Origin of the sequence: Pedobacter changchengzhani (genome assembly GCF_004354365.1) — a bacterium.
Lineage (GTDB): Bacteria > Bacteroidota > Bacteroidia > Sphingobacteriales > Sphingobacteriaceae > Pedobacter > Pedobacter changchengzhani.
The window spans coordinates 1-14,102 of the sequence record NZ_SJCY01000001.1; the positions used below are offsets into that span (position 1 = coordinate 1).

Annotated in this window: 11 protein-coding genes; 4 read left to right on the top strand and 7 right to left on the bottom strand. The window is 36.2% G+C overall.

The annotated features are described in order from the left end of the window. Positions 1–849 precede the first annotated feature (849 nt). The 4 genes from EZJ43_RS00005 (at position 850) to EZJ43_RS00020 (ending at position 7,792) form a co-directional block, all read left to right on the top strand. Entirely contained in the window at positions 850–1,395 is a 546-nt protein-coding gene (locus tag EZJ43_RS00005; protein WP_133260608.1) for an RNA polymerase sigma factor, read from the top strand. A gap of 109 nt (positions 1,396–1,504) precedes the next feature. Continuing rightward, positions 1,505–2,680, top strand: coding sequence for a FecR family protein (locus EZJ43_RS00010; RefSeq protein ID WP_133260609.1), 1,176 nt, complete (start codon positions 1,505–1,507; stop codon positions 2,678–2,680). Between the two features lie 344 nt (positions 2,681–3,024). Then, the gene (locus tag EZJ43_RS00015) at positions 3,025–6,360 is read left to right on the top strand and encodes a TonB-dependent receptor (RefSeq protein ID WP_243718006.1); all 3,336 of its coding nucleotides are present in this window, start codon (positions 3,025–3,027) and stop codon (positions 6,358–6,360) included. A gap of 25 nt (positions 6,361–6,385) precedes the next feature. Next, positions 6,386–7,792 (top strand): RagB/SusD family nutrient uptake outer membrane protein, encoded by a 1,407-nt coding sequence (locus EZJ43_RS00020; protein ID WP_133260610.1) that lies wholly within the window; start codon positions 6,386–6,388, stop codon positions 7,790–7,792. A 277-nt stretch (positions 7,793–8,069) separates the two neighbouring features. Here the strand turns inward: EZJ43_RS00020 and ffh are convergent, their stop codons facing one another. The 7 genes from ffh to EZJ43_RS00055 all read right to left on the bottom strand — a co-directional run bounded on the left by ffh (position 8,070) and on the right by EZJ43_RS00055 (position 14,055). Next, a complete protein-coding gene (gene ffh, locus EZJ43_RS00025) occupies positions 8,070–9,410 on the bottom strand; it encodes a signal recognition particle protein (protein ID WP_133260611.1) in 1,341 nt (446 codons plus the stop codon). Positions 9,411–9,600: 190 nt separating this feature from the next. Continuing rightward, positions 9,601–10,602 carry a DUF3078 domain-containing protein gene (locus tag EZJ43_RS00030; RefSeq protein ID WP_133260612.1) on the bottom strand — a complete coding sequence of 334 codons (1,002 nt, stop codon included), beginning with the start codon at positions 10,600–10,602 and terminating at the stop codon, positions 9,601–9,603. An 85-nt stretch (positions 10,603–10,687) separates the two neighbouring features. Then, complete coding sequence (locus EZJ43_RS00035; RefSeq protein ID WP_133260613.1) at positions 10,688–11,011, bottom strand: hypothetical protein; 324 nt, start codon at positions 11,009–11,011, stop codon at positions 10,688–10,690. Continuing rightward, on the bottom strand, positions 11,008–11,760 hold the full coding sequence (locus EZJ43_RS00040) for a hypothetical protein (protein WP_133260614.1): 753 nt from the start codon (positions 11,758–11,760) through the stop codon (positions 11,008–11,010). The genes EZJ43_RS00035 and EZJ43_RS00040 overlap by 4 nt, the downstream gene beginning before the upstream one ends. 48 nt (positions 11,761–11,808) lie before the next feature. Next, positions 11,809–12,651, bottom strand: coding sequence for a glucosaminidase domain-containing protein (locus EZJ43_RS00045; protein WP_133260615.1), 843 nt, complete (start codon positions 12,649–12,651; stop codon positions 11,809–11,811). Between the two features lie 24 nt (positions 12,652–12,675). Further along, positions 12,676–13,353: a glucosaminidase domain and LysM peptidoglycan-binding domain-containing protein gene (locus EZJ43_RS00050; protein WP_133260616.1), complete on the bottom strand. Its 678-nt coding sequence runs from the start codon at positions 13,351–13,353 to the stop codon at positions 12,676–12,678. A 69-nt stretch (positions 13,354–13,422) separates the two neighbouring features. Further along, on the bottom strand, positions 13,423–14,055 hold the full coding sequence (locus EZJ43_RS00055; protein WP_133260617.1) for an O-methyltransferase: 633 nt from the start codon (positions 14,053–14,055) through the stop codon (positions 13,423–13,425). Positions 14,056–14,102: the final 47 nt, after the last annotated feature.

The following is a 14,102-nucleotide window of genomic DNA, read 5'->3' on the forward strand; positions in this document are numbered from 1 at the left end:
CATTCAATTCAAAAATAAAACTATTCAGAGCTAATTTAAGAGGCGTAACCGATCCCAAATTTTTCCTGTTTAGACTTGGAAAATTGTTTGCTTAGAGCCAGCACTCCCCAGCTTTTACGGTTGACCCCATTTTTCCCCGCAGATTTAAAGTGATAAATTCCGCAAATTAAGTGGATTTTTTAAATCGCTGAGCGAAAAAATCATTCGAAATCTGCGTTTCTTTTCTGCGCAATCTGGTTGCAAGTAATTTAAGACCGTTGCAACGCAAATTTCTTCAAAATGCGTGTGAATAATTCTATAATTATTATTTGATTGGACACCGCCATACATTCATAAAATAACCAGCTAAACAAAAAAAAATATCGATATAAACTCAAATATTAAGATTTTTTGTAAGAGAGTTACTTTTTTTTTTGAATAAAATTTAACAATAATAACGCTATAAGGTAGCGAGACAAATAACACTAAGAAAACAGTGAAACTTTCATAAAAGAACCAGCTAAACAAAAAAAATGTCGATATAGACTGAAATATTAGGATTTTTTGTAAGAGAGTTACTTTTCTTTTTGAATAAAATTTAACAATAATAACGCTATAAGGTAGCGAGACAAATAACACTAAGATAACAGTGACAACTATAAAAAACTGTGAATCTAACTAACGCAAAAAAATACTCAAGCAATCCTTGATCTCTAAAGAAATCATTGCCATTTATCAAAATTGTTAGGATGTTTTTATTTGTGAGGGTATGCTGGAAAGCACATCCGAGTCTGAAATTTTTTAAGTAAGGTAACATAGGAATAACGGGATTATATTTATAAATTCGGCAAACTGAACCTTACTATTTTGATGGACAATGGGGTGTACAATGAATCTACTTTAATTCAAGGACTCAGGGACGGGGATGAGCAATCGTATGCTGCAATTTATGAGAAATACGCTCCGGATTTAACAAACTATGCGGCCTCCAAACTTCCTTCGCTGGAAGAAGCGAGAGATATCATCCAGGATATTTTTGTTTACTTATGGGAAGAAAGATCCGAGCTGAAAATCACACATTCTTTAAACGCTTTTTTATTTACTGTGGCCAAATACAGAATTATCGATTTTTTCAGGCATAAGGTCATAATTGAAAAATATGCAGATAAATTAGGGTCCCTGCCGCAGGGAGTAGTAAATGATGTTGAAGATGCAATAACTACAAAAGAACTAGATGCCACCCTTCAAAGTGCTGTAAATAAATTGACACCGAAGGTTAAAGAAGTTTATAAGTTAAGCCGCGAAGGCCAACTCTCTATTAAAGAAATTGCCAATCAGACGAATGTCTCCCCTCAAACTGTAAAAAACCAGCTAACAACTGCACTGAATTTTCTACGTTCCTGTACAGATAAATGAAAAATGTATTTGTGGCTGTAATAAAGAGCTGACTATTTTAGTTTTTTTTTCAATTTCAATAGTACTATTTGCTTTCTAAAACGACTTGTATAATATCAAGGCTATTTTCATGAATGTAAATGAAATCAAAAATTTATTGGACAAGTACCTCTCTGGTAATTGTAATGAAGAAGAACTCAGGCGCGTAGAAGAGTGGCTGGACAGAGAAAATCAGAGTGAAAATGAATGGACTAGGCTTAGTCCAGTAAAAAAAGAAGAATGGCTTAGCTCTTTATTTAAAAGTATAAAAACCAAAACTAAACATACTACGGTGGTGACAATAGAGCTGGCCAAAGTTCTACCAATATATAAAAAGGTCTGGTTTAAGTGTGCTTCTATTGCTGCAGTATTACTAATAGGACTTATCATAGGCTATAATCAGTTTACACAAAAACCTACTCTAATTGTTTTAGGGGTTGAGAAAGTAAACAATCCATCCCTTAGTGATAACAAAGCCATGCTCACCTTATCGGATGGATCAAGCATCATTTTAGATAGTGCATCAGATGGAAAATTAGCTAGTCAGGGTAATTCCAGCATAACAAAATCGAAGGGTAAACTAACTTATTCCGCCGTTGGAAAAAATGGTGGCGTTGTGTTCAATACCATCAGCACCTTACGTGGCGGGCAATACCATTTAGTCTTGCCAGATGGTACTAAAGTTTGGCTGAATGCCGCTTCCTCTCTGCACTTCCCCACTAGGTTTTCCGGTAAAGAAAGAAACGTAAGGCTTACCGGTGAAGCTTATTTTGAAGTAGCCAAAAATGGGGCAATGCCTTTCAAAGTAGATGTTGCCGGTAAAGGAGAAGTGAAAGTTTTGGGTACGCATTTTAATGTGAATGCCTATGCAGATGAACCCACTATCAATACTACTTTACTTGAAGGAAGTGTGCAGTTTTCAATCCCCTCTTCTCGCCGAGGAGGGCTGGGAGTGAGGATTACTCCAGGGGAGCAAGTGCAGTTGACAAAAGAACGAAAGCTTTCTGTAAATAAAAGGGTAGATGTGGAAACGGTGATGGCTTGGAAGAATGATAAATTTATATTTAACAGTACAGACCTTGAAACAATTATGCGGCAGTTGGAAAGATGGTATGATGTAACTGTCTACTACAAAAATGGCATACCAAAAGATGAATTTGTGGGCATAATATCACGGAATGTAAAAATATCTGAGATTTTAAAAATGCTGGAAACCACTGGGTCAGTAAAATTTGAAATAAAAGGAAAAACAATTATAGTACAATAAAAAAAGCAAACTAACATACCGGCATTGCCACGAACATTACAGGCGGTTTGTGGCTCAGTAAAATAATTAAAAATCTTCATGTATCATTTATTCTTAAACCAAAACACTAAAAATGTATGAACTTACTAATCCTTAATAAGCGAAGTATTTTTGCCCTACCAAAAAGCAAAACTATTTTGAAACTGCGTACTCCTCAACTAGAGAAAGTGATGAAATTGACTTTAATTTTACTAATTGCTTTTTTTCTGCCTGTATCAGCTGCTAGTTCGGCACAAAACGTAACTATCTTGGTGAAGAATGCACCAGTAGAAAAAGTATTCCGGGAAATAGAAAAACAGACGGGTATGGGGTTTTTATATAGTAAGAGAATTTTGTTAGAAGCTGGCAAAGTGAGTATTGATGTAAAAAACGTGCCCATCACTGTTGTGTTAAAACAATGTTTTGTAGGTCAACTATTGGATTATGCCATTCAGGAAAATACTATCATAATCACTAAAAAACCTGGGGTTATTTTAAAAGTGCAGATACCAGATCCTGCAATCCATACAGCCCTGCTCATAAACGTACATGGCAAAGCTGTAAATGAAAACAACGAGCCCATGGAAGGAATTACTATAACAGTCAAAGGTACACGTAGGGGCACGAGCACGGGCAAAAACGGAGAATTTAGGTTGACAGGTATAGATGGGGATGCTACTTTAGTTTTTACCGGAATAGGTGTAGAGCAATTGGAAATAAAAGTAAATGGTCGAAGCGAAATACCTGATGTAAGGCTGAAAATCAAAGTAAATTATATGGCAGAAGCTGTAGTGGTAGGGTACGGTTCTACAAAGAGGAAAGACTTGACAGGTTCGGTAGTTAGTGTTAATGTAAATGAAATAAAAGACGTACCCTATGCGAGTATAGATCAGGCATTATCCGGAAAAGCCGCCGGGGTACAGGTTGTACAGGGAGATGGCTCGCCAGGTGGCGTGGCTAGTATTCGTATAAGAGGGGGTACATCTATACTCGGAGGAAACGATCCGTTGTATATAATTGATGGAGTGCAGGTAACACCACTAGACCGATATATAACAACCCCCGGCGAAGTAGTGGATCCAATTGCGCAGTCTGCAGGTAATTCGTCAGCAAACGGCGCACTATCAGGCTCATTTGCCCGTGGCTTGAATAGCTTGGCTGGTCTTAATATAAATGATATTGCAACTATCGATATCTTGAAAGATGCATCTGGTACAGCGATTTATGGATCCAAGGCTGCGAATGGCGTGGTGATAATTACAACCAAAAAAGGAAGCTTTAATGAGAAACCAATTTTTGAGTTTAATAATTATACAGGTGTCTCGAAACCAATTAAAGCAAAACTTCTCAATGCAGATCAATATAGAAGTGTACTTAAAGAAGCCGCTCAAAATTTGGTGGATGCTCAAACTGCTGCTGGTGATGATGTAAGTACGATACCTAACAAAATACTAACGGATCCTAATTTTCTAGGAAACGCAAATACAGATTGGCTAGGCCTTGTTTTGCGTAATGGCATTTCTCAAAACACTGATATTTCTATAAGAGGTGGCAGTAAATCTTCACGATACTATACGTCCTTATCCTATACGAACCAAACAGGTGTGGTACTCGGAACTGATTTTAAGCGCATTTCAGGGAAAATAAATTTTGATAATGACATTACAGATAAAATTAAGTTTATTACCAATATCAATTATGGGTTTACCCGTAATAATATTACAAATGGTGCATATTCTCAGGCGCTATATGCGCCGCCGACGAAACAACCTTACAATGATGATGGTACCTTAGCAAGATTAAATGGAAGCGCCGTTGGAAGTTTAAATGCTTCTGGTTTTCAAAATCCTTTGGCACTATTAAACGGTATTAACGAAGGGAAGAATGGTTCATTTCTTGGTTCTTTAGCCCTTGAATATAACATCGCCAAAGGCCTTAAATTTAGAAGTCAGGCTTCGATTAATTATAATTCCTATCATCAGCGAAATTTTACACCTTCAAATAGTTTAGTTAAAGTAGCGAGCGGAGCTGGAGGAAGTTCCCAGGGTGGCATTGGATCTCAGGGTCAAACTGAATCTACATCCTCTTTGTATGAGAACACATTGAATTATATTCATCAATTTAATAGTAACCACCGTTTAGATGCAGTGATTGGTACATCTTGGCAGCTAGATAAAAGTAACACTTTCCAAGCATCTGGGCAGGGTTATCCGGATGATATAATACTAAATAACATTGGTTCTGCAGTTTTAGCGCTTCCCAATATTTCTGGATCGACTCAAAACTCTCTCTTGAGTTTTTATGCGAGGGTAAATTACGCTTACCAAGACAAATACCTTTTAACTGTCACCGGCCGTTCTGATGCATCTTCTAAATTTCCTTCGAATAATCAGGTTGGGTATTTCCCATCAGCAGGTATAGGTTGGAGAATTTCGCAAGAAAATTTTTTAAAAAATGTTTCATGGGTGGATGATATCAAGTTAAGAGCAAGTATGGGCTATACAGGAACACAAAATATTGGTGATAATTCATTCCGTACCTTATATACCACTGGCTCCTATAATGGCAGCAACGCAACAATACCCACCCAATTAGGAAACAGTACTATTAAATGGGAATCTACCTTGCAAAAAGATGCCGGAATCGATTTCTCTTTTTTCAAATCTAGGCTTGTAGGAGGTATTGGTATATACGAAAAAAAATCGTCTGGTCTGCTATATACAGTACCTTTAGCCCCGAGTTCATCTTATTCTACACTTATAGCTAACCTTGCTGACATAAGAAACAGAGGGTTGGAAATCCAACTAAATATAGACATCATAAGAGGCAAAACTTTTTCATGGAATACTAGCATCAATACATCTTTTAACAGGAGTCTGGTTACCAATCTAAATTCAATTTTTGCCGACCCTAACCATGGAAATGTTGTTACTGCCGATGGTGTTAACTATATTTCTGCTAATTCAGTGTTGATTTCTGGCTCTCCGGTAGGACAGTTTGTTGGCTTAAATTTTCTTGGGATCATACAATCAAAGGCCCAGTTAGATAGTTATTTATCTACACAACCATATTATACTTACTTCACTCCTTACATAAATATTGGTGATCCTATGTACAGTTTGATGGGAGATTTTCCAGATAATGGTCAATTTATAGGCACCGCCTCTCCAAAATATTATGGGGGTATCACAAATAATATAAGTTATAAAAATTTCTCATTATCAGCATTACTCAACTATTCTGTTGGTGGCCATATTTTATACCTTGCTGAAATCAGCAATCATTCCGTAAATGATCTTACGAATAAAAGTACCGCTATTTTAAATCATTGGACGCCTACAAATACAACGTCTGATCGACCACGTTTGATTTATGGTTATAATGCAAGCGGTACTGCCAATAATAATATTTATAGCTCCTCTTATCTAAAACTTAAATCTATTACACTTAATTATCGGTTTCCAAAAGAATTAATAAAAAGAGCGAACATTGAAAATTTATCTATATATTTTTCTGCAACAAACCTCTTTACTATTACTAGGTATCCGGGGCAAGATCCGGAAGTAAGTAACGATCCTTACAGCCTTGTAGACGGTTATACTGATTCTAATAATTACCCCACTATTAAGCAGTATGTTTTGGGATTGAGGTTATCTTTTTAAAAAAAGTCAATTAAAAATTTATAAAATGAAAAAATATTTAAGTTTATTAATCATTACTTTAATTGCAGCGTTGCAATTTGGGTGTAAGAAGCAATTGGATGCCTTACCTAAAGATTCATTGGTGGAAGGGAATGTAATTACAAATGAACAAACGGCTAGGACAGCGCTAAACGGCGTCTATTATCGTTTTGCAAATGCATCTCGTACCAATACAGATTGGTTAAAAAATGAAATTTATGCAGGATTTCTAACCGGTTTTATGGACAATGGATATAATTCCCTTGATGAAACTGAAAATAAATTGGCAAAAAGTTATTTGATCGGTCAGGAATGGAATACAGATTACGCGATCATCAATAGCGCCAATGGTATTATTGAAGGAGTAAGTAAGGCAAATCCTTCTTCTTTTTCCGCCAATGCTCAAGCCAACATTAAAGCAGAAGCTAAATTTATGCGGGCATGGGCTACTTATAAATTACTATCATGGTATGGCCAATGGTGGGATATAAACAGTAGCTACGGCGCGCTACTTCGTGACAAATTTGTAACTTCAACTAATGTCCTCCAAGCGAGGGCGAGTGTAAAAAGTAGTTACGATTTTATTTTAAATGATATTAATTATGCTATCGATAGCGCAGTTGTGAGCAGTAGCAATGTGTATGTAAATAAATATACAGCCATGGCGCTAAAAATGAGGGTTTTACTTAATCGTGGCGAAGCCGGGGATTATCCACAAGTAATTAGTTTAGCTGATAATATTATAGCTAACAGCCCTTATCTTTTAGAACCTAATCTTAAAGATATATTTTATACAAAGGGCTTAAGTAGTAAAGAAGTAATGTTAGGCGTAAAACCACAGGCCGGTCAGGATAAATATTATTATAATATGGGTGGATATTTTGTAGATCCCAGTTATGTAGCCACCTCAGCCCTTAAAAGCTTGCTAAACAACGATCCACGTCAATCTTGGATTATAGGCCCGGATGGTGATGGCGGTAAGGGATTTTATTTTATAAAATATGTAACGAGTGATTTAATCACAACACAAACTTCAGAAGTTAGTTATGCATTTCGTTTAACAGAAGTTTACTTAATGAAAGCTGAAGCCATAGCACGATCAGGCGGCGATTTGAACGCAGCAAAGAATATTCTAAAAAACATTATGAGCCATGCGGGAGTTACTAATTTCACTACTGTAGATGCTGCAATATCACCGTTGGATGTGCAAAAGCAAATTTATTACGAATGGATAAGAAACTTTGTTGGCGAAGATGATATGAATTATTGGGCATTGCTGCGTTTCCCATTGGCTACCGTAACACAATTGAGGCCAACCATTACTACCACTGAGCAATATATTTTGCCTATTCCGCATAGTGAATTTTTGAACAATCCATCTATTGGAAAACAAAACCCGGGCTATCCTGAATAAGAAATATGTTTACTCAATGGAGGGCACTAAAGCAATAATAGTCTTAGAGAACTACCATCCACAGGGTTTTAATTTCGACTTCGTTCTTTTTTAAATACCGTATATTAACGCAGAATTTGAAATTGTTAGGCAAAAAAATTATTTCAAATCTGCGTTTCTTCTTTGCGTAATCTGCGGGGAAATTGTATCAACAGCGCAGCTTAAAATACATCGCAAAAGAAGCAAAAAAAAGTCCCAACCGTAAAGTTGAGACTTATATATAAATTAGCGTCGTGAATTATTTTCTGCCCATTGGCATTTTAGGCATATTCTTCATCATGGCTGCGGCTGCAGCGGGATTAGAGAACTGTTTCATCACTTTACGCATATCATCAAACTGCTTAATCAGCTTATTTACCTCTTCAATTTTGCTTCCCGATCCATTTGCAATACGCAACCTTCTACTTTGTTGTATGCTATCTGGATTTGCTTTTTCAAAAGGTGTCATGCTTTGGATTATTGCTTCAATTGCTTTAAATGCATCATCTTGAACATCTACATCTTTCATCATTTTGCCCACGCCAGGTATCATGCCCATCAAATCTTTCATGTTACCCATTTTTTTGATCTGTTGAATCTGATTGTAGAAATCGTTGAAATCAAATTTATTTTTGCGGATTTTCTTCTGTAATTCTGCGGCTTCTTTTTCATCGAACTGCATTTGCGCACGTTCTACAAGCGAAACCACATCACCCATACCCAAAATACGCGATGCCATACGATCTGGATAGAAAACATCCAACGCATCCATCTTTTCGCCAGTACCGATAAATTTAATAGGCTTATCAACTACCGATTTTATGGAAAGTGCAGCTCCACCTCGCGTATCTCCATCTAACTTAGTTAAAACAACGCCGGTAAAATCTAAGCGATCGTTAAATATTTTGGCGGTATTTACAGCATCCTGCCCCGTCATCGAATCCACAACAAATAAAATTTCGTGTGGTTGCGTTTTGGCTTTTACTTCAGATATTTCATTCATTAACGATTCATCGATGGCCAAACGACCAGCGGTATCGATAATAATTACATTATTGCCATTTTGTTTACCATGTGCTATACCTTCTAAAGCAATGGCAACAGGATCTTTAGATTCGCGATTTGAATAAACCGAAACCCCAACAGATGTGGCCAAAACCTCCAACTGATCTACTGCTGCGGGGCGGTACATATCGCCAGCAACCAATAATGGGTTTTTGCCTTTTCCTTTTAAATGATTGGCTAATTTACCAGCAAAAGTAGTTTTACCAGCACCGTTTAAACCTGCTATTAAAATAATGGTTGGGTTGGCTTTTAAATTTAACTCTGCAGCTTCACCACCCATTAAAATGGCCAGCTCATCGTTCATTATTTTAGTAAGCAATTGGCCCGGAGAAACTGCTGTTAATACATTTTGACCTAAAGCTTTTTGTCTTACCTCATCAGTAAACGCTTTGGCAGTTTTGTAGTTAACATCGGCATCCAATAAAGCTTTACGAATTTCTTTCATGGTTTCGGCCACGTTTATTTCCGTAATGTTTCCTTGTCCTTTTAAAACCTTAAATGCCCGGTCTAGCTTGTCCTGTAAATTATCAAACATGTTTATTTATACTGATAAAAGCCTTGCTCTACGCAAAAGCCTTGTGTTATTACTAAAAATACAAATATATTAAAAATAGACTGTAATTTTTCTGAACTGAAACTCAAAAAAATTGCGTCGAAAGTATCATCAGTTGAGGGGGCAGAAATATGGATTTGTTACACCGCTATTTTATTGCCGTTAGCTTAACCTATCTCGGAAAAACAAAAGAAAACCCTAGCGCTAATGTTTGACTGGCCTGCACTTTTGCGTCGGTATCCTTATCAAACAGCACAACTCCAGTTAAACTGGTGTTCATAAATCGATTAATTTTTGCCGTTAAACCCACATCTAAACGATGATCTATTTGTAGCCAGCCGATATTTTCGTACGGAATAAACATGGCATACCTCGATTTTAGATTAACGTTTTGGAATATTTCTTTTTCGAAGGCACTTACAATCTGGAAAGCCAATTCGTTGCGAAACCGTTTACCTATTGTTACACCAAAGTTTTTGGCATTGGTTTTATAAAGTGTAGTATCTAAAACAAAAGTTTGCCTGGCCGTACCTGTACCAATTCGTGTAGAGAAATATTTGTTTGGCTTATACTCAAAACCGATCGATTCAGTTAAATAACCGGGGTTCATAAACTTCGAAATAATGGTTTCTTGTTCCGACCCGTCGGCATTTTTACTATAAGAAAAACCTTTATCAAATTGCGATTCGAAATTCACAGAACCAAAGAAATACCAGTTTTTAGACAATTGGAAAGATGCTTTGTTATCCCAATAAATTCTGTCGTTCGTTTTCTTTTGCAATTGGTCTTTGTTTTTTACTTTACCATATTGTAAAATCACTTCACTTACATAATTGTAACTGTTTTTACTATACTCGGCCTTATAATTTAGTAAACCACCAACAGCAATTGAGTTCGTACCGCCACCTTTCCAGTTGTCGCTAAATGATGCCTGATTGATATTGAAGCCGACATTGGTTTGCGTTTTCCAGTAATTTACTTTAGCATTTACAATGGCCGGATTAAGTTTCACAGGCTCGAAAGATAACGGGAGCAAGCGACTCGGCAAAGGACTTCTTTTAAGCTTAATATTTAATCCTTTTGTATTTATAGGCACGGTATCAATTTCTTGAGCAAATAAACTGGTACAGCAAATACAGGTAATAAATAAAAAATTGACTAAAAACTTGTTCATTGCTACAAAGAAAATGAAAATTTGTTAGAGATTAAACTGTTTATCAAAATGTTACACGTAATGAAGGTTTCAAACTCCTTATTTTTTATCTATATTTTAACCAAGCATAACTTTTTCTCGTGGATAAATACTTTAAATTAAAATCATGTTGATACGCTTCTTGCTCAAAAACAATGTGTCTGTATGCTTCATCGTGGCTGTTATATTTTAATCTGTTAACTAAATAATTAACAATATACAGTACATAAAAAGGTAATATTAACATTTCTAATTGCTGGCGCAGATGAATCTTTTCATGGTTGATAATAACTTTATCGTTTTTAAGATTCGCATTATTTAATAAAATAAAAGGAAATAAGGCCATGCCCAATGCCGGAAGCTTTTTTACAATTACAATGGGCGTTTTCAAAGTTTATCGAAATTTATGGTAGGCAAAGGTTTTAAACGCAAAGCACTCGGGTTTAGTTTATAACTTTTGTAGGCATTTTTAATAAAAAGGTTAAAAGCATAATCGGTTGCATCCAACACAAACTGATAGGTTGGCCGATATTGAAGCATAAAATCTTCCAGTTCAGCATCTTTAATTCTCAAAACCTGACTTACCAAACTCGGCCTAAAGCGATAATCGATCAAATCTTCCCGGTAATCTTTTTCCAATATTTTTTGCAAATAGCGGGCGTTTTTACCCTGGCGACTTAGTAGGTTGTAAATCGCATCAATACCTAATCCCGCTCCATTATTGCTTAGGTTTAATAAATCTTTACTGCTTCCTCTTATCGTTGCATATTTAAATTCCTCTTTAGTTTGCTCATATTTTTCTTTGGGCGTTAGGCGCTTTTGTTGAATCACAACATCTCTTAAACGTATGCCTAAAGATTTTAATTGGAAATAAGCGGCAGCCTGGCCTTTAAATATAATGGTATCAACGCCATAGCCACTCAATGCGGCAACCAAAGTATCGCCCGGGAGTGCATTAGTGGTGAATTCTCCTTTGGTATTGTTATATAAACCATCGCCCGTTCGGGTGTTAAAAATATAAACTTTTGCCAAGCGCTGCTTCGTCTCTTTATCTATAACAAGCCCTTGCACCGGCTGATGTTGCGCCAAAAGCATTGTGGTTGGTAAAAGAAAAAGAATTATAGCAAAAATAAATTTCATCGGATAACAAAATTACAATTACGCACTGTTATAAAAAGTGTGTTAACATTATTTAACCTTAATTACCTGGCCAAGTTTTATGCCATCATCTGCAATATTATTTAAAACCTTTAGTTGATCTACCGTGAGGTTAAAGCGTTTGGAAATATTGTACAAAGTATCGCCCTTGACAACAGTATAAGTTCCGTCGGCTAAAATAGGTTTTGCGCCAGCAGGGGGCGTTTCGACTGGTTTAAATTTTTTATTTTCTACTGGGATATTGGCATTAATTTGCGTAAACACACGATCCTCGCGAACTAATTTTTGTTTTTCGGTTTCTGATTGGTCGTATTGATCGAGCCTATATTTTTCAATCGTGTTGATCAGCATATCTGGATACCGTGGATTAGTGGCATAGCCTGCAGTTTTTAAACCTTGAGCCCAGCTTTTGTAATCGTTTTTATCCAATTGAAATAGAAAACTGTAACGTTTGCGTTTTAAAAATTCAGAGTGATCTCTAAAAGATTCGCGCGCATCTTTATATACCCTAAAACAATCATTTTTTTGATCATCGTCTCTAAAGTAGTTTTTGCCTTTCCAATCGGATGTACATTTTATTCCAAAGTGATTATTTGCGTATTTTGCCAAATCACTATTGCCACTGCCAGATTCTAAAATGCCCTGCGCAAGGGTAATACTTGCTGGGATTCCAGACGCATTCATTTCTTCTATTGCAACAGCCTTAAATTCATCTATATAACTTAAAGTGTTGTAGCTTTTAAAAGTGTTGTTATTGTTTTTGCTGGCTTGCTTTTCTATTTGTTTGTTGTTTTGTGCAAATTTTCGAGTTTTACAAGCACTAAAAAAAACAACAGAGACGAGCAGAAATATTAAACGGATAGATAAACGCATGGGTTTTTTAAAAATAATTGAAACTTAAAACTTTAATCTTTGGCCGGGTTTAATGGCTATACTTTTTAAGCCATTTTTTTGCATAATGGCTTTAGCGCTTGTTCCTTTTTTATCGGCTATTTTATTTAGGTTGTCGCCACTTTTTACAGTATAATAATGCGACGATTTGCGCTTGGCCGATTTTTTATGGTTAACAATTGGCGCATAAACAGGTTCTTCATAATCATCAGGGCGCTCATCGTATTTATAAAGTTCGTATTTGTTCACAATAGCAATAACTTGGCTCGCCCAAGTTCGGCTGTGTGCATAACCGCAGCGCTGAATTCCTCTGGCCCAGCCTTTATAATCAAATTGGTCATATTTATCAAAAAGCCCTTTAAATGGCGATCTAGTTTGCATAATTTCTGCAAAATGATTGTAAGATTCATCTGCGCTGGCATAATCCCGATAGGCAGAACGGATATCGGTATTGCTATTTGAGCCTTTTACACCAAAATGGTTGTTTAGGTGTTTTGCAATTTTGCTGTTGCCCGCTGCAGACTCGTGTATCGCGATAGCTAAAATTAAACTTGCAGGCATTTTGTATTCATGCATCAATTCTTTAGCGATATCTACGTGTTCTGAAATATACGACGCAATGGTTTCGGCTCGGGTAAATACAGATATCAGCAAGAAAACGATTAAAGTAAATATTTTCTTCATCTTTTATTTTTTATGTGAGTAATGGTTAGCCCTGTCACTAGCTTAAAATTATCAATTTATTTTAAAGTTTTATGCTATTTTTCTAATGATGAATAAACCGTCTCTAACCGGTAAAATCAGCTTTTCTACACGGTTATCATGTGCAATTTTATGGTTAAAATTGGAAATATTCTGAGTGTCTTTATCTTGTTTTGTTTCGAGCACTTTCCCGCTCCACAGTACATTGTCCACTATAATTAGTCCACCAGGGCGCACCCGGTCGAAAATTAAATCATAGTAAGTGCCATTATTTTTTTTATCAGCATCAATAAAAACAAGGTCGAAAACTTCATCTAAATCATTAATGGTTTGTGTGGCATTGCCAATAATATAGTTAATTTTGGCGTTTAACGGAGATTTTTTGAAGTGATTTCTTGCCATATCTTCCAATTCTGCGTTAATATCTAAGGTATAGATAATGCCATCCTCAGTTAATCCTTCAGCTAAGCACAGTGTGGCATAGCCCGTAAATGTGCCAATCTCTAAAATTCGTTTGGGGGCAATCATTTTACTGAGCATACTCAAAACTCTGCCTTGGTAATGGCCGGAAAGCATGCGAGGCATCAAAACCTTCAAATTAGTTTCACGATCTATTTCTTGCAATAGTTCGCTTTCGGGTTCGCAGTAATTTAAGAGTAAGGTTTGTAAATCTTCGCTAATCATTGTGTCTATAAACGGCGGTAATCAATAACTTATTATAAAAATTTTGC

Excerpts from the sequence above, each read along its gene's own strand:
- EZJ43_RS00005 (WP_133260608.1), top strand. The coding sequence starts at position 850 with ATGGACAATGGGGTGTACAATGAATCTACTTTAATTCAAGGACTCAGG.
- EZJ43_RS00010 (WP_133260609.1), top strand. The coding sequence starts at position 1,505 with ATGAATGTAAATGAAATCAAAAATTTATTGGACAAGTACCTCTCTGGT.
- EZJ43_RS00015 (WP_243718006.1), top strand. The coding sequence starts at position 3,025 with ATGGGGTTTTTATATAGTAAGAGAATTTTGTTAGAAGCTGGCAAAGTG.
- EZJ43_RS00020 (WP_133260610.1), top strand. The coding sequence starts at position 6,386 with ATGAAAAAATATTTAAGTTTATTAATCATTACTTTAATTGCAGCGTTG.
- ffh (WP_133260611.1), bottom strand. The coding sequence starts at position 9,410 with ATGTTTGATAATTTACAGGACAAGCTAGACCGGGCATTTAAGGTTTTA.
- EZJ43_RS00030 (WP_133260612.1), bottom strand. The coding sequence starts at position 10,602 with ATGAACAAGTTTTTAGTCAATTTTTTATTTATTACCTGTATTTGCTGT.
- EZJ43_RS00040 (WP_133260614.1), bottom strand. The coding sequence starts at position 11,760 with ATGAAATTTATTTTTGCTATAATTCTTTTTCTTTTACCAACCACAATG.
- EZJ43_RS00045 (WP_133260615.1), bottom strand. The coding sequence starts at position 12,651 with ATGCGTTTATCTATCCGTTTAATATTTCTGCTCGTCTCTGTTGTTTTT.
- EZJ43_RS00050 (WP_133260616.1), bottom strand. The coding sequence starts at position 13,353 with ATGAAGAAAATATTTACTTTAATCGTTTTCTTGCTGATATCTGTATTT.
- EZJ43_RS00055 (WP_133260617.1), bottom strand. The coding sequence starts at position 14,055 with ATGATTAGCGAAGATTTACAAACCTTACTCTTAAATTACTGCGAACCC.